At 72.8% G+C, this 21,807-nt stretch carries 22 protein-coding genes; 6 read left to right on the top strand and 16 right to left on the bottom strand.

The genetic code is table 11. The features are described from left to right. Positions 1-3: 3 nt before the first annotated feature. From ACFMQL_RS22895 to ACFMQL_RS22920, 6 genes are all read right to left on the bottom strand, one after another. Positions 4-291 carry a hypothetical protein gene (locus tag ACFMQL_RS22895; protein ID WP_364069890.1) on the bottom strand — a complete coding sequence of 96 codons (288 nt, stop codon included), beginning with the start codon at positions 289-291 and terminating at the stop codon, positions 4-6. 25 nt (positions 292-316) lie between these two features. After that, a complete protein-coding gene (locus ACFMQL_RS22900; RefSeq protein ID WP_364069888.1) occupies positions 317-958 on the bottom strand; it encodes a metalloregulator ArsR/SmtB family transcription factor in 642 nt (213 codons plus the stop codon). Further along, positions 958-1,455, bottom strand: a complete 498-nt coding sequence (locus tag ACFMQL_RS22905; RefSeq protein ID WP_364069886.1) for a cupin domain-containing protein — start codon at positions 1,453-1,455, stop codon at positions 958-960. Before ACFMQL_RS22905 ends, ACFMQL_RS22900 begins: the two co-directional genes overlap by 1 nt. Before the next feature lie 244 nt (positions 1,456-1,699). Next, entirely contained in the window at positions 1,700-1,837 is a 138-nt protein-coding gene (locus tag ACFMQL_RS22910; protein WP_364069884.1) for a hypothetical protein, read from the bottom strand. Then, positions 1,789-2,334, bottom strand: coding sequence for an alcohol dehydrogenase catalytic domain-containing protein (locus ACFMQL_RS22915; protein WP_364069882.1), 546 nt, complete (start codon positions 2,332-2,334; stop codon positions 1,789-1,791). The genes ACFMQL_RS22910 and ACFMQL_RS22915 overlap by 49 nt, the downstream gene beginning before the upstream one ends. A gap of 194 nt (positions 2,335-2,528) precedes the next feature. Further along, positions 2,529-3,248 (bottom strand): dienelactone hydrolase family protein, encoded by a 720-nt coding sequence (locus tag ACFMQL_RS22920; RefSeq protein ID WP_364069880.1) that lies wholly within the window; start codon positions 3,246-3,248, stop codon positions 2,529-2,531. Positions 3,249-3,429: 181 nt separating this feature from the next. On the opposite strand from ACFMQL_RS22920, the gene ACFMQL_RS22925 reads away from it, so the two are divergent. The 3 genes from ACFMQL_RS22925 to ACFMQL_RS22935 all read left to right on the top strand — a co-directional run bounded on the left by ACFMQL_RS22925 (position 3,430) and on the right by ACFMQL_RS22935 (position 6,080). Next, on the top strand, positions 3,430-4,398 hold the full coding sequence (locus ACFMQL_RS22925; RefSeq protein ID WP_364069878.1) for an alpha/beta hydrolase: 969 nt from the start codon (positions 3,430-3,432) through the stop codon (positions 4,396-4,398). Between the two features lie 150 nt (positions 4,399-4,548). Further along, entirely contained in the window at positions 4,549-5,139 is a 591-nt protein-coding gene (locus ACFMQL_RS22930; protein ID WP_378786970.1) for an RNA polymerase sigma factor, read from the top strand. Then, positions 5,136-6,080, top strand: a complete 945-nt coding sequence (locus tag ACFMQL_RS22935) for a hypothetical protein (RefSeq protein WP_378786971.1) — start codon at positions 5,136-5,138, stop codon at positions 6,078-6,080. The genes ACFMQL_RS22930 and ACFMQL_RS22935 overlap by 4 nt, the downstream gene beginning before the upstream one ends. A 52-nt stretch (positions 6,081-6,132) precedes the next feature. Here the strand turns inward: ACFMQL_RS22935 and ACFMQL_RS22940 are convergent, their stop codons facing one another. After that, entirely contained in the window at positions 6,133-7,302 is a 1,170-nt protein-coding gene (locus ACFMQL_RS22940) for a PucR family transcriptional regulator (RefSeq protein ID WP_378786972.1), read from the bottom strand. Positions 7,303-7,550: 248 nt separating this feature from the next. Here ACFMQL_RS22940 and ACFMQL_RS22945 point away from each other — a divergent pair, with 248 nt between their 5' ends. Further along, on the top strand, positions 7,551-7,838 hold the full coding sequence (locus ACFMQL_RS22945; protein ID WP_378790196.1) for an acyl-CoA dehydrogenase family protein: 288 nt from the start codon (positions 7,551-7,553) through the stop codon (positions 7,836-7,838). Positions 7,839-7,928: 90 nt separating this feature from the next. Here ACFMQL_RS22945 and ACFMQL_RS22950 read toward each other — a convergent pair whose 3' ends face one another. The 4 genes from ACFMQL_RS22950 to ACFMQL_RS22965 form a co-directional block, all read right to left on the bottom strand. Next, complete coding sequence (locus ACFMQL_RS22950) at positions 7,929-9,521, bottom strand: hypothetical protein (protein ID WP_378786974.1); 1,593 nt, start codon at positions 9,519-9,521, stop codon at positions 7,929-7,931. Between the two features lie 23 nt (positions 9,522-9,544). Further along, complete coding sequence (locus ACFMQL_RS22955) at positions 9,545-10,597, bottom strand: CHAP domain-containing protein (RefSeq protein ID WP_378786976.1); 1,053 nt, start codon at positions 10,595-10,597, stop codon at positions 9,545-9,547. Positions 10,598-10,991: 394 nt separating this feature from the next. Beyond that, the gene (locus ACFMQL_RS22960) at positions 10,992-11,372 is read right to left on the bottom strand and encodes an SDR family NAD(P)-dependent oxidoreductase (protein WP_378786977.1); all 381 of its coding nucleotides are present in this window, start codon (positions 11,370-11,372) and stop codon (positions 10,992-10,994) included. A 174-nt stretch (positions 11,373-11,546) separates the two neighbouring features. Further along, complete coding sequence (locus ACFMQL_RS22965; RefSeq protein ID WP_378786979.1) at positions 11,547-13,484, bottom strand: protein kinase; 1,938 nt, start codon at positions 13,482-13,484, stop codon at positions 11,547-11,549. A 142-nt stretch (positions 13,485-13,626) separates the two neighbouring features. Here ACFMQL_RS22965 and ACFMQL_RS22970 point away from each other — a divergent pair, with 142 nt between their 5' ends. Together ACFMQL_RS22970 and ACFMQL_RS22975 are read left to right on the top strand one after the other, a co-directional pair. Next, positions 13,627-14,034, top strand: a complete 408-nt coding sequence (locus ACFMQL_RS22970; protein WP_378786981.1) for an isochorismatase family protein — start codon at positions 13,627-13,629, stop codon at positions 14,032-14,034. Then, the gene (locus ACFMQL_RS22975) at positions 14,025-14,183 is read left to right on the top strand and encodes a hypothetical protein (protein WP_364069858.1); all 159 of its coding nucleotides are present in this window, start codon (positions 14,025-14,027) and stop codon (positions 14,181-14,183) included. Before ACFMQL_RS22970 ends, ACFMQL_RS22975 begins: the two co-directional genes overlap by 10 nt. A 35-nt stretch (positions 14,184-14,218) precedes the next feature. On the opposite strand, the gene ACFMQL_RS22980 is transcribed toward ACFMQL_RS22975, so the two are convergent. The 5 genes from ACFMQL_RS22980 to ACFMQL_RS23000 all read right to left on the bottom strand — a co-directional run bounded on the left by ACFMQL_RS22980 (position 14,219) and on the right by ACFMQL_RS23000 (position 21,773). Continuing rightward, complete coding sequence (locus ACFMQL_RS22980) at positions 14,219-15,481, bottom strand: serine hydrolase domain-containing protein (protein ID WP_378786983.1); 1,263 nt, start codon at positions 15,479-15,481, stop codon at positions 14,219-14,221. Positions 15,482-15,905: 424 nt separating this feature from the next. Further along, complete coding sequence (locus ACFMQL_RS22985) at positions 15,906-17,039, bottom strand: M20 family metallopeptidase (RefSeq protein WP_378786985.1); 1,134 nt, start codon at positions 17,037-17,039, stop codon at positions 15,906-15,908. Between the two features lie 24 nt (positions 17,040-17,063). Then, positions 17,064-18,629: an AbgT family transporter gene (locus tag ACFMQL_RS22990; RefSeq protein ID WP_378786987.1), complete on the bottom strand. Its 1,566-nt coding sequence runs from the start codon at positions 18,627-18,629 to the stop codon at positions 17,064-17,066. Between the two features lie 55 nt (positions 18,630-18,684). Then, positions 18,685-20,106 (bottom strand): ATP-binding protein, encoded by a 1,422-nt coding sequence (locus tag ACFMQL_RS22995; RefSeq protein ID WP_364069852.1) that lies wholly within the window; start codon positions 20,104-20,106, stop codon positions 18,685-18,687. After that, positions 20,103-21,773, bottom strand: coding sequence for an FAD-dependent oxidoreductase (locus tag ACFMQL_RS23000; protein WP_364069851.1), 1,671 nt, complete (start codon positions 21,771-21,773; stop codon positions 20,103-20,105). Before ACFMQL_RS23000 ends, ACFMQL_RS22995 begins: the two co-directional genes overlap by 4 nt. Between the last annotated feature and the right edge of the window lie 34 nt (positions 21,774-21,807).

Here is a 21,807-nt window from a genome sequence, read left to right on the forward strand (position 1 = left end):
GCCTCAGTCGAAGTCCAGCAGGTCGCAGGCGGGCACCCAGCCGATGACGCCGGTGGTGGCGTTGTGTCCGTGGTGCCAGAGCGTGGTCTCGTACGGGCCGCACCGGTACGGCTCGTGCTCCTCCTCGCGGTTGGATGCGAACCCCTCGCCGGGCCGGCCGAGCCCGTGGGGCCGCGCCCCCGCCCTCGGCTCGGACCAGATGACGACCTCGGGGGCGGCGAAGTCGTACACGGGCCTGGCGCTGGAGGGCAGCGTGAGCAAAGCGGTCAGAGCCGCGGATCCGAAGTCCACGCACTGACAGTAGCGGGACTGTCGCTCACCGTTCCAGCGGCTTGCCGTGGCGTCGCCAGGTGAGGAAGCCGCCGTCCAGCGGGCGGGCCGAGCGGCCGTGATCGCGCAGCACGCGTACGGCCTCGGGCGAGACCACGCAGTACGGCCCGCCGCAGTAGGCCACGATCTCCGCCGATGCCGGCAGCTCGTCCAGCCGCTCGCGCAGCTCGGCCATGGGCACCGAGATCGCCCCTGGGACGTGCCCGGCCGCGTAGTCGGCGGCCGAGCGTACGTCGAGGACGACCGTGCCGGGGTCGGACAGCCGCGAGGCGAGCTCGTCGGCCGTCACGCCCTCCAGGTCGCCGAGCCGATCGCGGACGGCGGAGCGCAGGTCGGCCAGCCGCTCGCCGGCGAACGCCTCGAACGCGCCGAGGAAGCGCGAGACGCTCTCGTCGGCCAGCCGGTAGTAGATCCGCGTGCCCTCGCGGCGGCTGGTGACCAGGTTGGCCGCGCGCAGCTGCTGGAGCTGCGCCGAGGTGTTCTTCAGTGGCACGCCGGCCGCCCGCGCCAGCTCCTCGACCGTGCGCTCGCGCTGGTCGAGGACGTCGAGCAGGTGCAGCCTGACAGGGCTCGCCAGGACCTTGCCGACGCGGGCGAGCTGCTCGTAGATCGGCTCTTCTGCGAACATCAGACCATGTACTGGTCGTGGCGCAGGTAGACGTCGGTCCACTCCTCGGGGGTGAGCTGCCGGCCGCTGGCGGCGATCTCGGCCAGCTCTTCGAAGTAGCCCTCCCGCGGCGCGCCCGGCGTGAACAGGATGAGCATCGAGGCCGGCTCGCCCGACTCGTTGCGGAAGGCGTGGATGCCGCCCTCCGGCACGAACAGGAAGTCGCCCGGCTTGCCGTCCACCCACCTGTCGCCGTTGTACAGCTTGATCGTGCCCGACAGCACGTAGAACGACTCGGTCATCGTGCGGTGGAAGTGCGGGTCGGGGCCCGACGGCTTGCCGCTCATCTCCCAGCGGTAAAGGCCGTACGCACCGTTCGTGCTGCCGCCGGTGGCGAGGTAGTGCACCTTGGTGCCGCCCTCACCGCCGATGATCAGGTCGGGCGCCTGGCCGGCGAGCTTCACCACACCACTGGCCTCGCCGTGTTCGCCGAGGTAACGGGGCTCGGGGTAGGACATCAACGCCTCCTCTAGTGTTCTAAGGAAGCTTAGAATAACGCGGGCGGTTGGCCGGCCTGCCGAGCTGTTCGGCCTCGCCGGTCTTCGGGCCCGGCGGCACCGGTCCCGCTCCGGCGTCGATGACCGCGCGCAGGTCGCGTAACGGCCCCTGCTGAGCTGGTCGGGCGTGTTCAGGCTCTTGGCGAGCCGGAGCGGCGGTTCCGCCCGCCGGGCGCCCGTCCGGCTCCGCCGCGCGGCGCCCGGTTCAGAAGGTGATCACGGTACGCGCCACCGCGCCCTCGCGGACGTGGGTGATCGCCTCGTTGATCCGTTCGAGCGGTAGCCGCTCGCTGATCAGGCCGTTGAGGTCGAGCCGGCCGCGTACGTACTGCTCGGCCAGCATGGGCAGGTCGCGGTGCGGCGAGGCGTCGCCGCCCTGGGTGCCCATGAGGCGGCGGGAGGCGAACAGCAGGCCGGTGTCCAGCTCCATCGGGTGGCCTCGGGGACGACGGCGTACTCGGCGAACGAGCCGATGCCGATGAACCTGCGCACCTCGGTGCCGTCCATGGTGACGCGGGGCAGGCCGCCCATGATGATCGGCAGGCGGCCGGGGCTCGCGCAGAGGTGGAAGCGTCCCGCCTGGCAGGGGCCGCAGCGGCCGCAGGGGCCGTTCATGGCGATGATGACGGGGTCGCCAGGCTCGCCGGCGCTCTCCACCGCGCCCGCGCTCTCGTGGCCGAGGATGAACGGCAGGCGGCCGGCCACGGGGCTCTTGCCGTCGATGGCCTTGAGGTCGGAGCCGCACACGCCGGACGCCTTGACGCGCACCCGCACCTCGCCTGGGCCCGGGGCGGCGATCTCGACCTCGCGCAGCTCCAGAGGGGCGTGGAACTCGGTCACACGGCCGCGCGCATCCGCATGCGCCACACGGTAATCGCGCCCACTCCTGCGAGCAAGCGGTTGCTCGGTGTGCCCATTGGCGGCCCTGGCAGCCGTATCCGCGCTGACCTGCGGCTGGGCGTTCGCCGCCGGGCCGCCCGCGGCGTTCCGCGACGACCCGGTGGTCAGGGCCGCCTACCTGGGATGATCGGCCCTCAGGAGCGGCGCTCGGTGAAGTCGAGGATGCGCCGCCAGGCGTCCTGGCAGGCATCGGCCCACTCCGCGTACGAGCGGTCGAAGAAGGAGTGCGGCGCGCCCTCGTACACGTGCTTCTCGTACGGGGTGCCGACCCGGTCGAGCGCGGCCTCGTACGCGGCGAACTGCTCCGGCGTCGAGACCGTGTCGGCGCCGCCCAGCAGCATCAGCAGCGGCGCGCCGGGACCCGACTCCGGCGGGCCGATGAAGCGCAGGGCGCCGTAGAAGCCGATGCCGCCCGCCAGGCCGTTGCCCTCGGCGGCCTGCCGCCACGACTGGGCCCCGCCCAGGCAGAAGCCCACCGTGAACACCGGGCCGTCCAGGGCCTGCGTGGCCGCCAGCGCGTCGGCCCTGACGTGGTCGTTGGTGAGCTTGCCGACGTGCGGGCCGAAGTCGAAGTCGTCGCCGCGGTCGCCGATGCCCGCCGTACGGCCGAAGTAGTCGATCGCGATCGTCTTGAAGCCCGCCTCGGCGAAGCGCACCGCGAGGTCGCGGTAGTACGGGTGCAGGCCGCGGACGTCCGGCAGGATCACCATGCTCCGCCCGTTCGGCTGCGCCGGCTCGGCGCGGTAGGCGAGGAAGCGGTTGCCGTCGGCGGCCGTCAGCTCGATCTGCTCGTGCGCCGACACCTCGCCCTGCACGGGCGGGGCCGGCGGCCTGCTGTCAGTGGAGTGGCACATGATCTACAGAATGCCCGAGCGCCGCCGCCGGATGCCGCACCACCCCAGGCCCCGCGCGCGGGCGTCTCGCCGAACGGCGGGATCGCGGCCGGTAATCGCCGCCGCGTGGCGGTTGTGCGGCGATGGCCCGCGCACCCACCATCGAAGGACCGGTAACACCCGCCCGTGGAAGGACAAGCCCATGGCGCATCACCCCAACCTGGACCCCGAGCTGCGTGCCGGGGTCGAGCAGGCCGCGCAGATGGCGGAGATCGACCTCGCCTCGCTGTCGTACGAGGCGCTGGCCGAGCACCGGGCGCAGCTCAACGCCATGCTGGCCGCGGCGCCCCGGCCCGACACCACGGTCTCCATCGAGGACAGGCTCGTCCCCGGCCCCGCCGGCGCGCCGGACGTCCGGCTGCGCGTCTACCGGCCGGCCGAGGCGGCCGAGAACCGGCCCGCGCTCTACTGGATCCACGGCGGCGGCATGATCATCGGCAAGCCGGAGATGGACGATGGGATCATCGTCGAGTACGTCGAGCGGCTCGGCCTGGTCGCCGTCTCCGTCGACTACCGGCTCGCGCCCGAGCACCCGCACCCCGCGCCCGTCGAGGACTGCTACGCCGGCCTGGCCTGGACCGTCAAGAACGCCGCCGAGCTGGGCATCGACCCGTCCAGGGTGGCGGTGGGCGGGGCCAGCGCGGGTGGGGGGCTGGCCGCCGCCACCGTGCTGCTCGCCAGGGACCGCGGCGGCCCCGACGTGGCCTTCCAGCTCCTGGTCTGCCCCATGCTCGACGACCGCAACGTCACGCCGTCCAGCCACGAGTTCACCGACGCCGTGGTGTGGCCCAGGTCGGCCAACCTCTACGGGTGGAAGGCGCTGCTCGGCGACCGGATGGGCACCGACGACGTGCCCCCGTACGCCGCGCCCGCCCGCGCCACCGACCTGTCCGGGCTGCCGCCCGCGTTCGTGGACGTGGGGGAGCTGGAGGTCTTCAGGGACGAGTGCATCGGCTACGCCCAGCGGCTGGCCCAGGCCGGGGTCTCGACCGAGTTCCACCTGTATCCGGGGGCGTTCCACGGCTTCGACATGATGGTGCCCGACGCCGGGCTGAGCAGGCGGGCGCGGGCGGCCAGGGAGGCCGCGCTCCAGCGCGCCTTCGGCATCTGAGATCATTCCTTCGTGCGAGGGCACCCGCCTGGTGTGGGGCGGGTGCCCTCGCCTTTTTCTGACGTTCCGGAAATGGCGGGCTTTCGGCGCACATAGGGATAGGTGTCCGTGTCAATCGTCTGCTGAGGAGATATGCCATGGGGACCGCCCGTGGATGACGAGCGGCTGGCCAGATTCGAGGCCGTCTATGAGCTGGCCTACGGCAGGATCACCGCCTACGCCGTACGCCGCTGCGACTCCCCGCAGGACGCCGCCGACGTGGTGGCGGAGACCTTCACCATCGCCTGGCGGCGGGTGGCCGAGCTGCCGGAGGGCGAGGAGGCCGTCCTGTGGCTGTACGGGGTCGCGCGCAAGGTGCTGGCCAACCACTTCCGCGGTGACAACCGGCGCAGGGCGCGCACGGCCGAGCTCGACGCCGAACTGGCCGATCTGTACGGGCACTCCCCGGACACCGAGGTCGAGCTGGACGCGATCCGGCGGGCGTTCATGAGCCTGCCCGACGACGACAGGGAGCTGCTGTCCCTGGTCGCCTGGGAGGGGCTGGAGCGCGAGGAGATCGCCAAGGTGCTGGGGCTGTCGCGCAACGCCGTACGGATCAGGCTGTACCGGGCCCGCAGGAGGCTGTCGCGTGCACTCGCCGCCGGCGGCGTGCACGTGGCCGCACCCGGCCGCCGCCCGGCTCCGGCCATGGCTTCTGCGGAGGGGGCCGCTGTGGAGGGATCGCAGGGAGGAGCGCTGTGAGGAACGTCGACGAGATCGAGGTGATCAAGCCGCTGGCCCGGATCGCGCCCGGTGGCTCGGGTGGTGAGCCGTCCGGCGCGGGGGCACGGGCGCTGCTGGCCGAGATCACCGCGCAGGAGCCGGATGCGAGGCCGCACAGGGCGCGGCGTCTTCCGCTCAAGCGGCCGGTGTTCGGGCTGGCCGCCGCCGTCGCGCTCGCGGCCGGCGCCGTCGTGGCCCCGATCGTGCTGGGGGACCGCGCGCCCAGCTCGTACGCCGTGGAGATGGACGACGGGATGGTGACGATCCGGATCCGCGACTTCGACGACGCGGCCGGGCTTGAGCGGCGGCTGCGCGAGCTGAACGTCCCCGCGATGGTGGACTTCGTCCCCCAGGGCATGATGTGCAGGGAACCGCGCGGAAAGATGGTGGAGAACATCCCCCGCGGCCTCTACAGCCTGCCGGAGAACATTCCGGGCGAGCGGGACGGCTGGCAGATGCGCATCAACACGAGACTGTTCGGCCCCGGCCAGACGTTCGTCTGGACGATCAGCGGCAAGGGCGGCACGACCACCACGCACCTGATGGAGGGGCCCATCGCGCCCTGCGAGCCCGTCCCCGCGCCGAAGCCGTCGATCATCACCGAGCCGGAGTTCCGCCTCGCGACCGCCGAGGGCCGCTCACTTGAGGGCCTGCGCGTGGACGAGAAGACCGTCGGCGAGGTCCTGCCCGAGCTGCGCAGACGCGGCAAGGAGGTGGTGTTCGCGATCATCAGCGTGCCCCCGGGGAACCCCGGCGGGTTCGGCATCGTCCGCACCCAGAAGGAGCCGGTCGGCGACCACTGGGTCGTCTGGGAGGCCGAGGAGAACGCCGAGGGGGTGATCCGCCTGCTCGTGACCGAGCGCCGCCTGGACAAGAACCCCGTCTACGGCGGCCCCCGGGATGCCGTCATCAACGACTGACCGGCCGCGCCGGCCCCGGCGTTCACACCAGGTGGCCGCCGGGGCCGGCGGCTCAGACCGGCGAGGCGCCGGGGCGGTGGTGGCCGGCTCCGGTGTTGGCGAGCAGGCGCAGGAGTGCCAGGGCCAGGTGGGCGCGCAGCCGTCCGGACGGCTCCGCGGGCGAGAAGCCCAGCACGCTCTCCGCCCGCGCCACCCGGGCGGCCAGCGAGCTGTGGTGCAGGTGCAGGGCCGCGGCCGCGCCCCTGATCGAGCCCGCCTGGCACAGGGCGCGGATCGCCTGGAGCGACTCATCGCTGAGGCGGGACATCGCGCGTACGTCGTCCAGCTCGGCGATCGCCTGCGCGGGCAGGTCGGCGAAGAGCGCCAGCGCGCCCAGCTCCGACCAGCGGATCACCCGGTCGTGGGGGCCGGTGAAGCGCAGCGCCGTACGGGCTCCCGCCCACGACTCGGCCGCCCGCGCGCCGGGCAGCTCGGGCCCCACCCCCACCCGGGCGCTGCCGCCGGCCGCCGTGAGCGTCTCCAAGCGCAGGCCGAGCACATCCGGCCCCGCGCTTTGTGCGCCGGTGGGCGTCGTGACCTGGGGGACGGTGGGCGTGACCAAGACCGCCTGGATGTCGCCGATCGTGGCGGTGCGTACGTGGTGGCCCATCGCGCGCAGCCCGGCGGCGGGCCCCGCCTCCGCTTTGCGGGAGTGTTCTCCCTCCGGGGCAGGGAGCGCGACCGCCAGGGCGTGGAGCGGCGCGGCCGGGTCGAAGCCGAGCAGGCGCAGCGCGCGGGCCCGCTCGGCGTCGCCGGTCTCAGCCGACAGCACCAGCTCGACCAGCGCCGGATCCTGGCCCGCGCGCACGAGTGCGGCGGCACGTTCCAAGGTGACCTCGGCCGCGGCGGCGTAGCGTTCGAGCACGATCTCGTCGAGCCCGTGCGGCGGCCCCTCACGCTCCATCCAGACGGCGCCGAGCCCGCAGGCGAGCTGCCGCACCGGGGCCTCGGCATCCGGTGCGGCGGCGCGGAAGTCGGTGCGGCCGTCGGGGGTGGCGCGGGTGCGGCGGCCGGTGGCCGCGTCGTACAGGCCGACCGGGCACTGCGTGAGCCGGGCCGTGGCCGTGAGCAGCGTGGGCACGGTCACGTGGTCGCGCACGAGGGAGTCGAAGTAGGCGATGACCCGCACCGCGCTCTCGGCGTCGGCGTCGAGCGTGGACAGGCGCAGCAGCAGTCCCTGCACGATGCCCAGCGTAACCTGGCCAGATCACCAAGCGTGCGCTAGGTCGATTCCGTGGATCTCGCCTTCTCCCGGCCGAGCGGGACTTCCGCGCCGAGTTCGCGACTGGCTGAGCACCCACGTGCCGGGCCCGCTGCCGTCCATGGACACCCCCGAGGGCTTCGCCCGCCGGAGCACCGGAGGCGGAGACGTACCGGCTGCACACCTACGCGACCGCCCGCAGGATTGCCGCGCACTGCCCGCCCGCCGCGCTGCGCACCGAACGGCGGCCCGGATGGAAGCAGCTCGCCGGGCTCGGGTTCTTCGGCTCGCTGCTGCCGCCCGAGGACGGCGGGCTGGGGCTGCGGCTCATCGACGTGCTGCCCGCGCTGGAGGAGACCGGGCGGGCCTGCCTGCCCGGGCCGGTCGCGGAGACCGCGGCCGTGGCGGCGGCTCTGCGGGCGGGCACCGTGGCGACCGCCCGCGCCGCCGGTCGTGTGGTCCGGCCGCGCGCGCCGCCGGTCGTGTGGTCCGGCCGCGCGCGCCGCCGGGCGTCGTAGTCTCGCCGCGGGCCTGGCGCGGATGAGACCTGTCTGGGCGCTCGCGTCAGCGGGCCGTGGCCCGGATGGAGACCTGCCTGGGCGCTCGCGTCAGCGGGTGGTGGCGCGGTGGCGGCCGACCGTGCGGCGGGTCGGCTCCTCCTCCGTGGTGGTGCGGCGGTGGCGGCGGCCACGGGGCGGGGCGTCGGTGTAGGGGAACGCCGGATGCTCGTCCGAGTTACGGCGACGGCGGCGGCCACGGTAGGTGGTCGCCGGCTCCGAGGCGGTGAGCAGACCACCTGCGCGCCCGGGCCGGGCAGGCGGAGCGAACGCGTCGAACTCGCTGGTCGCGCCGGGGATGACGATGCGCTCGAACGTGCTCGTGTCCACGACGCGCTCCAGCGGGCCCGTGTCGAGCACGACCTCCAGCGGGCCCGTCTCGTCCGTGAACCGGTACCGGGACCTGTCGAAGTCGGGCTCGTACGGCGCGGCCAGGAAGGCGGGCTCGTAGGGGGCGGCGTCGCGCCGGGCGCTCAGAGGCTCGAAAGCTCCCCGGCTCTGCGGCACGGCGTCGGTGGTCAGGTCGAACGGCCGGATCTCCAGCGGCATCCTGCGGTGCCTGGCGTGCCGCGCGCCGTGCCGCAGCGCGTCGCGGGCCGCCTCCCTCGCGGCCGCTTCCCTGGCAGCGGCGTGGCGGGCCGCTGCTTCGCGTGCGGCGGCCTCACGTGCGGCGATACGGCGGGCGGCCTCCCTGGCGGCGGCGTGCTGTGCGGCCTCACGCGCCGCCGCCTCCCTCGCGGCGGCTTGCCGGGCGGCCTCCCGGGCGGCGGCCTCCCTGGTCGCGGCGTGACGCGCGGCGTTCCGCGCGGTGGCGTGGCGGGCCCTGCCCCGGCCGGCGTGCCGGGCCGAGTCCCTGCCGGTCCCGCGCCTGGACCCCTCCCACACGTCTCCGGTCTGCGGCAGGCCGGGCCGGTCGCCGTCGGAGGAGTAGCCGTCCGACCCGAACCCGCCCCGGCCACGCACCCCGCCACCGGACCACGCCGCGCCTTCGGACGCGCCGGAGAACGGCCGGGTCGAGCCATCGGACCACGCCGCGCCTTCGGACGCGCCGGAGAACGGCCGGGTCGAGCCACCGGACCCGGGCGCGCCGACGCGCGCGCCGCCCATGGCGGTGACGTCCGGCCCCGTCCTGCCGAGCCGGCCGCCGCCCATCGCGGTCATGTCCGCGCCGTCGGAGCCCATCGCGGCGATGCCGCCGGACCTCGTGCTGGGCGCGGCGGTGACCGGCCAGGCCATGGGGTCGGTGGTCTCCGGCATGGGCCAGGCCATGCCGCCCGTACCGGAACCCGAGGACGCCCCCACGGCCTGGAGCACCGCGCCTGAGGAGGCTCCCGCTGCCTGCAGCGCCGCGCCGGAGGAGGCAGCGACGGTCCGCAGCGCCGGGTCCGCGGTGGCGCCGGCGGTCTGGAGCGCCGGGGTCGCGTCCGCGGTGGCCGCGGCGGCGGTGAGCGAGCGCAGGGCGGCGGCGGTGGCCAGGCGCTCGGGGGTCTCGGGCAGGTCGAGCACGGTGCGGCGTTCCGCGATGACCGGGACCGGCGCCTTCCTGCTGCGACGGCGGCGGCCCTTGGCGCGCGACGGGCGGGCCGGCTTGGCGGGCGTCGCGGCCATGGCGGCGGCCGAGCGCATCCGGCGGGTCTTGGCCACGGCGAGCAGTGTCAGCGCGGCGATCAGCGTCGAGCCGACGAGCGTCGGGGCGTCGATGGCGGGCAGCGGCCCGGTGGCCGAGGCGTCGCCGTGGGCGGGAAGGGGCTCGCCGGTGGCCGCCTCGGTGTCGGCGGTGCTCGGCTTGGCGTGCTTGCCCTTCCTAGGGGTCGCCCCCGAGGACGCGCCCGTGGACGTGCCGGTCTCGGTCGTGGGGGAGCCGGAGGGTGCGGGGCCCGCTCCGGTCGCGTCCGTACGAGGGGCGGTCTCCTTCTCGGCCTTCGGCTGCGCGGCCGGAGCCTTCGCGCGCGAGCCGGCGGGGAGGAGGTCGTGGTACGCGGTTCGCCCTGCGGCTGGGCCTGGGCCTGCTCGGGGGTCTGGCCCTCGGTCCTGCCCCGCACCTGGTTCGGCTCGTCACCGCTGATCTGCGGGGACTGGATCCGGTCGCCGGACAGCGGCACCTGGCCGGACCGGCCGTCGTCGGCGCGGGGGATGTACGCGCTCAGCGACTGCTCGGGAGACTGGAGCGTGCCAACCTCGCTTCCCGGCTTCCCGGCCTCCCTGAGCGCGTCCGGGGTCTCCTTCTCGGCCTTCTTCTTGGCCTTGCGCTCCAGGCGCTCCTTGACCCGCTGCGGGTAGCCGTAGCCGACGACCTTGCTGGTGTCGCGTACCTTGCGCTTGGCGACGCCGCCGTCGATGTTGCCCTCGATCGTGTGGATGCGGTTGCCCTCGACCTTGGTCACGACGCCGACGTGGTCGATCCTGTCGATGTCGTCCGAACCGCTCCAGTCGTAGAAGACGAGCGCGCCGACCTCGGGCTTCTTCCCCCAGGCGCCCTGCTTCTTGAACCACTTCGCGTGCTCGACGGTCCAGGCGAACTGGCCGATCCAGTCCTCGTAGCCGAGCTTGTGCGCGGCCCACGAGAGGTACATGTCACACCACGGCGCCACGCTGTAGTCGGCGTCGAACTCGACGTTCTTGCCGTACCAGGCGCCGAACTTGGTGTACGAGTTCGACTTCTCGGAGTAGCCCAGCTGGCTCTCGAGCAGTTCTATGTACTTCTGGATCTCTGGCGTCATGGAAGTGTGGGGGAGCCTTCCGAGCAAGACCGGGTTCGGCACGACAGTCTTGGGTAGTGGGGGTGACCCGGGACTGGTGTGACAAAACCGGTGACCTGTCGTCTTCCGTGATGAGTGAGGTTATCGTGTTGTGACCTTAGCTCAAGCACGCACCCTGGGGGCAAGACCCCTCAAGGGGTAGAAACCAGCAGGTCAGTGATGTTGCCAGAAATGTCCGGCCCTAGGTGGTTCAACACTAAAAGATCTACCCTGGGGTGAGATCTCGGTATCGTGCGCTGGTGTATTATGCGGCCCGCGCCGGGGATCGGCCGCAGGGCCTTTATCATGCGCGCCGTGCGGAGTGTTGCGTACGCGGGTTCCGCTGCCGTGCGGATCTCCGTACTCGTCTGAGGGGTCAGTAGCCCGCGCCGGTCAGCAGGCCGCCGTCCACCGTGAACTCGCTGCCCGTGCAGTCGCCGGCCCGGTCCGAGGCCAGGAACGCCACCACGTGCGAGACCTCCACCGGCTTGGCGAAGCGCTTGATCACCATCGATCGCACGAACGCCTCGGCGTCCACCGCGCCGACCAGATCCGGGTCCGTGACCATGGGGGTATTGATCGCCCCGGGATGCACCGAGTTCACCCGGATCTTGAACTTCGCCAGCTCCCGCGCCGCCGACTTCGTCACCCCGCGTACTCCGAACTTCGACGCCGAGTACGCCGACAGCCCCTCCGCGCCGATGTAGCCCTCGATGGAGGAGATGTTCACGATGGAGCCGCGCCCGGCGGCCTTCATTGCTGTGCCCCGTCGCTGAAGCTCTCCACGGTGCTGCTGCGCGGCCGCTGCTCGGGCTTGCCTGCCGGTCCCCGTGCGGCGGGCTGAAGCTCGCCTGCGAGTGCGGGCGGGTGCGGTGAAGCCGGGGGCGGACGCCACCGGCGTGCCGCGTGACGGTGTGGCGGTGAAGCCGAGCTACTCGCCGGAAGGACCCGCGGGTTCCCGCGTGCGTGGCAGGGGCGAGCCGGCGGGCTCGGGTGAATCGTGTGGCGGTGCGGTGGCCAGGCCGGGCGAGTCGGCGGAGGGCGCGGTGGCGGGGTCCTGGGTGCGGGGGAGCGGGGCGCCGGTGGGCGCGGTGGCGGGGTCCTGGGTGCGGGGGAGCGGGGCGCCGGTGGGCTCGGGTGAGCCGTGGGTGGGGGCGGCGGCGGGGTTCTGCGGGCTGCGGGAGGAGGTGGGCGTGGTGAGGCCGGAGGAGCGGGCGGCCGGGCCGTCGGAGGGTGGGCTTGACGGGGCGGGCGACCGGGACGGTGACGGTTGCGTGGTCGATGGCACGGGGCGGGAGGTCGTGGGGGAAGGCGTCGCCGGGCAGTCGGGGCCGGTCAGCGGCGCCTCGCTGACCTGCGGCCCGTTCCCGGCCGCCGGTTCGGTCATCACCACGATCCCGACGTACGCCTGCTCCCCGCACGGCAGCCGCCCGGGGTCGTGGGTGACGGCGCTGGTGTAGGAGGTGCTGCCGCGTAAGGTGCGGCTCTCCTGGCGGACGGTCAGCGCCGGCCCGCCTTCGCCGTCCCTCCTCGTGTACGAGATCCGCAGCCGCACCGCGCCCGTGCCGTCCGCCGAGACCCCGATCGTGCCCGCCTTGCCGTTCCACCGCAGGATCGTGGCCGCCCGCACCTTCGGGCCGGGTGCGGTCGTGCCGGCCTGGCCGCTGCGGGCGGGACGTGCCGGGGGAGACGCGGGCGTGGGAGGGGCGGTGCCGGTGGCGCGCGGCGGTGCGGACGAGGTCCGCCTGGGCGCCGGGCTGGCCCGGGTGGGCTCCGGGGACGTGGTGGCGGTCGTGGGGTCGTTCCTGGACTCGGGCGGCGGCATCAGGATCGTCCCAGGGCCGGGCGGCACCCGGCCGCCGGACAGCATGATCGCGACCAGCGCCGCGGCCGCCGCGCCGCCCGCGATCCAGAGGTGGGGCGGAAGCCTGGGCAGCCGAGCCCTGGGGCCGTTGGAGGGGGCGGGGTCGGTCCGCGCCAGCGGGAAGCGTAAGGCGAGCAGCGTGGCCAGCTCGGCCAGGTGACGGCGGCCGCGCTTCTCCCAGTCGGGGCCGTACCCGGCGGCGGCGTCCTCCTCCAGCTCGGCCGCGAACTGCCGGGCGGAGGCGTACCGGATGATCGGGTCCTTGGCCATGCCGCGCCTGAGCAGGTCGCGCAGCCCGTCGGGGGCCACCTCCACCGGAATCGGCTCCACGAGGTGCTTGCCGCGCAGCGCGGGCACGTCCTGCTCGCGCTCCCCGCCGCCGTCGTCGCCGCTCTCCTTGTACGCCCGGTACGGCGGCCGCCCCCTGACCGCCTCGAACAGCACGCACGCCGCCGCGTACACGTCGGCCGGCGGCCCGGCCTGGCCCCGCGTCCACAGCTCGGGGGCCATGTACTCCGGGGTGCCCGCCGGCACTCCCGGCTCCTCGGCGTGCACCACGATGCCGAAGTCGGTCAGCTTGGTCGTGCCGTCGGCCTGGACGAGGATGTTGCCGGGGGTGACGTCCCGGTGCGGCACCCCGCGCTCGTGGGCGGCGGCGAGTGCCAGCAGCGTGCTCTTGACCACGGCCAGCGCCGCCTCCGGGCTGATCCGGCCGTGCTCGGCGAGCAGCGTGCGCAGGGAGACGCCGTCCACCAGCTCCATGACCACGGCGGCCCTGCTGGGCGTCTCGACGTACTCGTACAGGCGCACCACTTCTGGGGTGTCGATCTCGACGAGGCGGTGGGTGTCCGACCGGAAGCGGTCCATGAACTCGGCGTCCCTGCGCAGGGTGGCGTTCAGGTATTTGATCGCCACGTACGCGCCGGTCTGCTCGTAGGTGGCGAGGAACACGCGGCCGGTGCGCCCGGCGCCGAGCTGCCGTACTTCGCGGTACCCAGGGACCAAGTCCTACCCCCATCAGACGGCCGTCATCGATTCGACGGTCTCACCCGGGGTTCGGGTTGTCACGAGCGAGATATTTCGTCCCGCGTTAATGGGGTGCGCCGGAGTTGTGCCGGGCGTCTTTCGCGCGCTCGGGCGTGCTCTGGTGGGGGCCTGTGGCCAGGCGCCCGGCTTCGTCCTGCCGTCGGCGGACGTTAAGGACCCGGCCCACATACTGGAGGGCACGCCCGCCACCGAGGTGCTGCCCGAGCTGCTCGGCCCCGGCGACCTGGAGAGCCGCCGCCACCACGGCTTCTCCCCGTTCACCGGGACCTCCCTGGACATGACGCTGCGCTCGCTGGGCGTCTCCGCCGTGGTCGCGCTCGGCGTCTCGCTCGACCTGGGCATCCCCGGGCCGGCGCTTGAGGCGGTCAATCTGGGCTACCGGGTGAACGTGGTGACCGACGCCGTGGCGGGCGTGCGCGAGGAGTACGCGCAGGCCGTGCTCAGGTACACGATCGGCCTGCTGGCCACCCGTACGGCCACCGCCGAGCTGATCAAGGCGTGGACGTGATGGACGGGATGCGGCTGGACGGGCGGGTCGCGGTCGTCACCGGAGGAGCGGGGGCGATCGGCGCGGCCATCGGCGCCGACGTCGCCGGGCTGGTCGCCGACCTGTGCACGGACGCGCCGCGTACATCACCGGGCAGATCCTGTCGGTGAGCGGCGGCGTGACCATGCACTGACCCGCCATGCGCCTACAGCGAGTCGTAGACCGCCTGGACCAGCCGGATCCCGCGCAGGTTCCCGGTCAGCGCGTCGGCCATCTTGTTCATCACGTACCCGATCGCAAGGCCGCGCTCCGGGTCGCCGAGCCCGAGCGCGCCGCCCATGCCCGAATGCCCGAACGCGCTCTTCGACGGCATCGTGAACGTCAGCGACGGCAGCATGAACCCGAGCCCGAACGACGTGGCCAGGTACAGCACCTTGTCCGGGCCGTTCACCCGGGGGCGGAGCGCGTCACGCAGCGTCTCGGGGCGCAGCACGTCACCGGCGAGCAGCCCCTGGTAGAACCCGGCCAGTCCGCGTGCGGTGGTGACGAGGCCCGCCGCGGGCCAGCCCGCGCGCAGGATCACCGGGTGGTTCGCGCCGCCCTTGAGCCGGTGCATGGCGGGGTTGCCGAGCGCCCGGTTCATCAGGCTCGCGGGGTCGAGCGCGGCCCGCTGGATCTCGGCCAGCAGGTCCTGCGGCCGGTCCGCGGCCCGGGCCTCTCGAGGCCGGTCGGCTGCTTGGGCGTCCTGCGGCCGGCCGGTGGGCTGGGCGTCCTGTGGCCGGTCGGCGCTCTCCACGATCTCCATGCCGGAGCGCTCGGCCCGGCCGGGGGCGCGGCGCGGGCGCTCGCCGGCCTTGAGCCGCGCCGTACGCTCGATGACGTCGTCCGGCGCGCCCACCCACAGCTCCAGCTCCAGCGGCCCGGCGATCTCGGCGGCGACCAGCTCGCCCACCGTCCTGCCCGTCACCCGCCGCACGACCTCGCCGATGAGGAAGCCGTACGTCAGCGCGTGGTAGCCGTGCGCCGTCCCCGGCTCCCACAGCGGGCGCTGCCCGGCCAGCCGCGCCGCGATCGCCGGCAGGTCATCGAACTCCTCGACCGGCACCTCCTCCTCGACCACCGGCAGCCCGGCCTGGTGGGTGAGCAGGTGCTCGACCGTCACCGAACCCTTGCCCTCGGCGGCGAACTCCGGCCACACCTCCGCGACCGGCGTGGCCACGTCCACCAGGCCCTGCTCGACGAGGCGCAGCAGCACGGCGGCGGTGACCGCCTTGGTGCAGCAGTAGACGAACGCGGGCGTGTCGCGCTCCCAGGGCCGCCCGGTCCAACGGTCGGCGATGCCGTCCCACAGGTCCACCACCAGCTCGCCGTCCTTGTAGACGGCGAACGCCGCGCCCAGCTCCTCGCCGTCGGCGAAGTGCCGCTCGAACACTTCGCGCACGCGGGCGAAGCGCGGGTCGCAATGCATCGGACCTCCAGCGGGGAAGACGGGGAAAGGGAGTGCTTACGTGAGACACGAGCCTAACAATTGGGGACGTTTCGGCCCAGACGACCAGCGCGGCACCCTCAACCTGCCGTGGTGCTCGACGCCCTGCTCGTCAGCCTGGCACGGCACCACCACCCACATGGACGCGCTGTGCCACATGTGGAAGGGCGACGAGCTCCACAACGGCCATCCGGCCGCCCGCGTCCGCTCGTACGGCGCCACGAGGTGCGGCATCGAGCACGCGGGCGGAGTGGTGGCCAGGGGCGTGCTGTACGACATGCCGCGCAGCCTCGGGCTCGACCACCTGCCCGCCGGCCATCGCACCTCGGCCGCCGAACTGGCCGCCGTCGCCTGCGACGACGCCGCCGTCGGTGGGCTCGACGCGCGCGGCCTGTCGCAGGAGCCGCTACGCCAGAGCCGAGATCAACCCGATGGTCAGCGCGGTGCGGTCCGGGATGTGGTCGATCAGCACGTGCTCGTGCCGCGCGTGCGCGCCGTCGCCGACCGCGCCCATGCCGTCGAGTACGGGGCGGCCCAGCGCCGAGACGAAGTTGCCGTCGCTCGCCCCGCCCACGGCCGCCTGGTCGAGCGGCCAGCCGAATCCGGCGGCCACCCCCTGCGCCTCCTTGAACAGCCGCTCGGACGGCTCGTTCGGCACCATCGGGGGCCGGTTCCACTCGCCGGTGACGGAGATCTTGATGCGCGGGTCGGAGACGCGCAGCCCGGCGAAGACGTCGTCGATGCGGCCCATCTCGGCCGGGTCGGTGACGCGCACGTCGATGCCGCAGGTGGCGTGGCCGGCGGTGACGTTGAGCCCGGTGCCGCCGCTGATGAGGCCGACGTTCACGGTGGTGCCGCGCTCGCGCGACCCGGCGGCGGCGAGCGTGGTGACGACCTCGGCCAGTGCGTGGATGGCGTTGGCCCCCGCGTACGGGTCGAGCCCGGCGTGCGCCTCGACCCCCTTGACGGTCACGTTGAACAGCCCGACGCCCTTGCGCGCGGTCTTGAGCGCCCCGTCCAGCGACGCCTCGAACACCAGCGTGGCCAGGGCGTCCTCACTGGCCGCCTCGATGTGCTTGCGCGAGGCCGGGCTGCCGATCTCCTCGTCGCCGTTGAGCAGGAACCGCACGCTCGGGTGCGGCAGCCCCAGCTCGCGCAGCCCGCGCAGCGCCCAGATCGACTGCACGAGCCCGGCCTTCATGTCGAACACCCCCGGCCCGGTCGCCTTGCCCTCGACGACGGTGAACGGCCAGGTCTTGAGCGTCCCGGTGGGCCAGACCGTGTCGTAGTGGCTGAGCATGAGGACCGTGCCCGGCGCGGTGCCCTCGTAGGTGAGCTCCAGGATGTCGCCGTGCTGGCCGCCCTCGTGGAGGATCTCGTCGTCCGGCGTCCCCAGGTGGCCGACCACCCTCGCCCTGATCGCCCGCAGCCCCTTGACCAGCATGGCCTTGTCGTAGCTGTGGGTCTCCAGCTCCACCACGGCCCTGAGGTCGTCGAGCATGGCCGGCAGGGCCTGCCGGGTCCAGTCGGTGATCAACACGAGAGTCCTTCCACGGGGTGTGCACTAGGGGACGGGGGAACCGGGGCCGAGCGGCACGCCCAGCCACCAGAAGACGTAGAACAGCAGCGTCCACACGACGAGCAGCGTCAGCGAGAGCGGGATCGTCATCGAGGCCAGCGTGCCGATGCCGGCCGCGCGGCGGTAGCGCTGCAGGAAGCCGAGCGCCATCACGAAGTACGGGCTCATCGGAGTGATCGCGTTCGTGCAGGAGTCGGCGATGCGGTAGAGGGCCTGGGTGTATTCGGGCGGGATGTCCAGCAGCATCAGCATGGGCACGAACACCGGCCCGACGAGCGCCCACTGGGCCGAGCCGCTGGTCACCACGAGGTTGATGAGGGTGACCACGAGCAGGATGCCGAGGAAGACCACGGGCCCGCTCACCCCTGCCGACTTCAGCAGCCCGGCGCCGTCGATCGCGAGGATCTCGCCGATGCCGGTCCACTTGAAGTAGGCGAGGAACTGCGAGATCGCGAAGAACAGCACGAGGATCGGCGCCATCTCGCGGATGCCGTGCACCATGAAGCCGGGGATGTCGCCGCTGCGGGTCACGGTGCCCGCGGCCTTGCCGTACGCCCAGCCGACCGCGAGGAACGCAAGGCCGAGGAAGACCGCGATCGAGGTGAGCAGCGGCGACTGCACGATGCTGCCGCCCTCGCCGCGCAGCGGCGAGCCCGAGGGCAGCACGGCGGCCGTCACGGCGGCGACGAACACCACCAGCGTGATCAGCGCGGCCCGCAGCCCGCGCCGCTCCTCGGCGGTGAGCTTCAGCGAGCCCAGGTCGTCCTCGCCGGCGTCGGGGTCCACCGGCATCTGCTCGACGCGGCGGGCCAGCACCCGTTCGGTCACCAGCGTGATGACGGCGGCCAGCACCACGGACGACACCAGCGAGAAGAAGTAGTTCGCAAGCGGTGTGACCGTGTAGTCCGCGTCGATCGTGTGGGCGGCGGCGGTGGTCAGGCCCGACAGGATCGCGTCCACGGGGGTGATGAGCGGGCTGGCGTCGTAGCCGGCCGAGATCGACACGAACGCCACCACGATGCCGAGGATCGGGTTGCGCCCCACGGCGCGGAAGGCCAGCGCGCCGAGCGGGATCAGCACCACGTACGCGGCGTCGGACGCCACGTGCGCGACCATGCCGGTGAACGACAGCGCGAACGTCACCCACCGCGGCGAGACCCGCGACACCCCTGAGCGCAGCACGGCGGCCAGCAGCCCTGACCGCTCGGCGACGGCGACGCCGAGCATCACCACGAGGATCGTGCCGAGCGGCGGGAACGAGGTGTAGTTCTCGATCGCGTCGCCGACCATCAACCGCACGCCCTCGGCGGACAGCAGGTTCTTGACCGCGACGGTCTCACCCGTGGCCGGGTTGACGGCCGACACCCCGGCCGCCGCGAGCGCCCAGCTCAGCAGCGACAGCACCGCGCTGAGGATGACGAACAGCCAAAAGGGATGAGGCAGCCGGTTGCCCAGCCGCTCGATGCCGCCGAGCATCTTGAGCAACGCGTTCAGCGAACGCGATCCCGTCACAGTCTCCGGGGTCGCCACCGGCTGATCTCCCTCCCGCATTTCGGTCACCCATTACATGCGGTCAGGAGACATCCTGACAAGTCGGGGTAAAAAGTCAGTCAGCTTCGGCGGGTTCGCGCAGCGGCAGCCGCACCTCGAACCACGTGTCGCCGGGCACCGAGCGGACCTTGATCTCGCCGCCGTGCCGTCCCGCCACGATCCGGTACGAGATGTCCAGCCCGAGCCCCGTGCCCTCGCCCACGCTCTTGGTGGTGAAGAACGGCTCGAAGATGCGGTCCCTGATCGCCTCCGGCACGCCGTGACCGGTGTCGCCGATCTCCACGATGGCCTCGTCCTCGTCGTGGGCCGTGCGGATGGTCAGCGTGCCCTCCTGCCCCATCGCGTCGAGCGCGTTGTGCATGAGGTTCGTCCACACCTGGTTCAGCTCGCCCGCGTAGCAGGGGATGGGCGGCAGTGTGCGGTCGTAGTCGGTGACCACGGTGATGCCGGGCGGGATCTTGCCGCGGAAGATCGCGAGCGTGCTGTCCAGCAGCTCGTGCACGTCCACGCGCTGGAAGGGCGCCCGGTCCATCTGGGAGTACTGCTTGGCCGAGCCGATGAGCGTGGTGATGCGCTCGGTGGCCTCGGCCACCTCGTCGAGCATCTGCGTGATCTCCACGGCCTCGGCCAGCCAGCGCAGCGCCTTCGTGGTGTGCTCCTCGCCGATCTTCGTCCTGACCTTCTCCAGGTCCTCTTTCGAAAAGCCCGCGTTGACCAGCCCGGGCGCGAGGTCCCACGCGTCCTCGACGCCGAGCTCGTCGAGCGCCTCGCCCAGCTCGTCCTCGGCGTCGGAGATCTCCAGCGGCGAGCGCTGCGGCTGCTCGGCCAGCCGGCGCGTGCACGCGTCCTGCGCGTCGACCAGCGCCCGCAGCTTCTCCGGGGCGATGCCGTCCTCGGCGAGCTGGGCGAGCTGCAGCCGCGAATTGGTGATCAGCGAGCGCAGCTCGCGCACCGCGCGCACGGCGGCCGCCGCCGGGTTGTTCAGCTCGTGGGTGAGCCCGGCGGTGATCGTGCCGAGCGCGGTCAGCCGCTGCCGCCTGTCGATGAGCTCCCGCTGCATCCTGCCGCCCGACTGCAGGCCGTTGAGCAGGTGCATCGCCATCGGGAACCACTCGGTCACGATGTAGGCGAACTTCTTGGCAGGCAGCATGAACATCCGCGACGGCGCCGTGGCGCGCAGCGTGTGCTGGTAGGTCGTCGGGGCCTGATCGCCGAGGTAGGCGGCGGTGGCGCCGCCGAAGACGCCGGGCTGTGAGGTGCGCGGCATCGCGACGGAGCCGGCGCTGACCGTCTCCATGATCATCTGGATTTCGCCTTCGAGCAGCACCGCGAAGCACTCGGCGGGGTCGCCCTGCCGGACGATGTATTCGTCCTGCTCGAAGGTCCGCACGCCGCCGCTGGCCGCGAGCAGGGAGAGCTGCTCGTCGTTGAGGCGCTCGAACAGGAACAGCTTGCGCAGCTCCTCGATGTCGATCATTGCTTCTCCAGGTAGCGGTGGACGAGCGCGACGGCCATCGCGCCTTCTCCGACGGCGGAGGCCACTCTCTTGATCGACTCGGCGCGTACGTCGCCGGCCGCCAGCACCCCGGGCACGTTCGTCTCCAGGTAGTACGGCTCGCGCCGCAGCGGCCAGTTGCGCGGCCGCCGTCCGCCCTGCACCAGGTCGGGCCCGGTCAGCACGAACCCGCGCCCGTCCCGCTCGATCGTCTCGCCCAGCCACGAGGTGTACGGCTCGGCGCCGATGAACACGAACAGCCACTGCGCGTCGACCGTGCGCTCCTCGCCCTTCGTGGAGAGCGTGAGCCGCTCCAGATGGCCGTCGCCGGACGCGCCGACCACCTGCGTCTGCAGATGCACCTCGATGTTGGGAAGTGCGGCGATCTGCTCGATGAGGTAGTGGGACATGGACTTCTCCAGACCGTCACCCCTCACCAACAAGTGGACCTTGCTCGCGAATCCCGACAGGTAGACGGCGGCCTGCCCAGCGGAGTTGGCCGCGCCGACCACGAACACCTCGGTGTTCTTGCACCAGGGCGCCTCGGTGAGCGCGGCGCCGTAGAAGACGCCCCGGCCCACGAAGTCGTCCAGCCCCGGCGCCTCCAGCCGCCGGTAGGTGACGCCGGTGGCCAGGATCACCGCGTGCGCCGCGATCTCCCCGCCGTCCTTGAAGCCGACCACCCGCGCCTGGCCGCGCGCCTCCAGGCTGTTCACCTTGCGCGGGGTCAGCAGCTCGGCCCCGAACTTCAGCGCCTGCCTGCGCGCCCGGTCGGCGAGCTGCTGCCCGGAGACGCCGTCGGGGAAGCCCAGGTAGTTCTCGATACGGGAGCTCTGGCCCGCCTGCCCGCCCGACGAGTACGCCTCGACCAGCACCGTCTTGAGCCCTTCTGAAGCGCCGTACACGGCCGCCCCGAGCCCGGCCGGTCCGCCGCCCACCACGATCAGGTCGTAGAAGTCGGTCGCCGGCGTCGTGGACAGTCCCACCGCCGCCGCCAGCGTCGCCTGGTCGGGCGACTCCAGCACGGTGCCGTCCGGTTTCACCACCAGCGGCAGGTGGCAGTTGTCACCCGCCGCCTTCACCAGCTGCGCGCCCTCCGGCTCGCTGGCCAGCAGCCACTGGTACGGCACGTGGTTGCGGGCCAGGAAGTCGCGCACCTTGTACGACGGCGCCGACCAGCGGTCGCCCACCACCCGCAGCTCGGAACGCTCGCGACGGTCGGTGCGCAGCCAGGCGTCGAGCTGCCCGTCGATCACCGGGTAGAACTTCTCCTCCGGCGGGTCCCACGGCTTGAGCAGATAGTGGTCGAGGTCCACCACGTTGATCGCCTGGATGGCCGCCTGGGTGTCGGCGTAGGCGGTCAGCAGGACGCGGCGCGCGTAGGGATAGAGGTCCATGGCGGCCTCGAGGAACTCCACGCCGTTCATCTGGGGCATGCGGTAGTCGGCCAGGATGGCCGCGACCTCGTCGCCGCGCAGCCGCATCTCGCGTACCGCGTCGATGCCGTCCCTCGCCGTCTCCGCCCGCACAATCCGGTAGTCATGCCCGTAGCGGCGTCTCAGGTCACGGGCGACCGCCCGCGAGACGCCCGGGTCGTCGTCCACCGTCACGATGACCGGCTTGTCCATGCCCTCTTGCCTTTCCACCATGCTGTGCTTAAACGAAGAATGTCATGTGTTGCGG

Origin of the sequence: Nonomuraea fastidiosa (assembly GCF_042751225.1) — a bacterium.
In the GTDB taxonomy this organism is placed as follows: Bacteria; Actinomycetota; Actinomycetes; order Streptosporangiales; family Streptosporangiaceae; genus Nonomuraea; species Nonomuraea fastidiosa.

Excerpts from the sequence above, each read along its gene's own strand:
- ACFMQL_RS22920 (WP_364069880.1), bottom strand. The coding sequence starts at position 3,248 with ATGTGCCACTCCACTGACAGCAGGCCGCCGGCCCCGCCCGTGCAGGGC.
- ACFMQL_RS22980 (WP_378786983.1), bottom strand. The coding sequence starts at position 15,481 with ATGCATTGCGACCCGCGCTTCGCCCGCGTGCGCGAAGTGTTCGAGCGG.
- ACFMQL_RS22925 (WP_364069878.1), top strand. The coding sequence starts at position 3,430 with ATGGCGCATCACCCCAACCTGGACCCCGAGCTGCGTGCCGGGGTCGAG.
- ACFMQL_RS22995 (WP_364069852.1), bottom strand. The coding sequence starts at position 20,106 with ATGATCGACATCGAGGAGCTGCGCAAGCTGTTCCTGTTCGAGCGCCTC.
- ACFMQL_RS23000 (WP_364069851.1), bottom strand. The coding sequence starts at position 21,773 with ATGGTGGAAAGGCAAGAGGGCATGGACAAGCCGGTCATCGTGACGGTG.
- ACFMQL_RS22960 (WP_378786977.1), bottom strand. The coding sequence starts at position 11,372 with ATGAAGGCCGCCGGGCGCGGCTCCATCGTGAACATCTCCTCCATCGAG.
- ACFMQL_RS22900 (WP_364069888.1), bottom strand. The coding sequence starts at position 958 with ATGTTCGCAGAAGAGCCGATCTACGAGCAGCTCGCCCGCGTCGGCAAG.
- ACFMQL_RS22910 (WP_364069884.1), bottom strand. The coding sequence starts at position 1,837 with ATGCTGGCCGAGCAGTACGTACGCGGCCGGCTCGACCTCAACGGCCTG.
- ACFMQL_RS22990 (WP_378786987.1), bottom strand. The coding sequence starts at position 18,629 with ATGCGGGAGGGAGATCAGCCGGTGGCGACCCCGGAGACTGTGACGGGA.
- ACFMQL_RS22905 (WP_364069886.1), bottom strand. The coding sequence starts at position 1,455 with ATGTCCTACCCCGAGCCCCGTTACCTCGGCGAACACGGCGAGGCCAGT.
- ACFMQL_RS22955 (WP_378786976.1), bottom strand. The coding sequence starts at position 10,597 with ATGACGCCAGAGATCCAGAAGTACATAGAACTGCTCGAGAGCCAGCTG.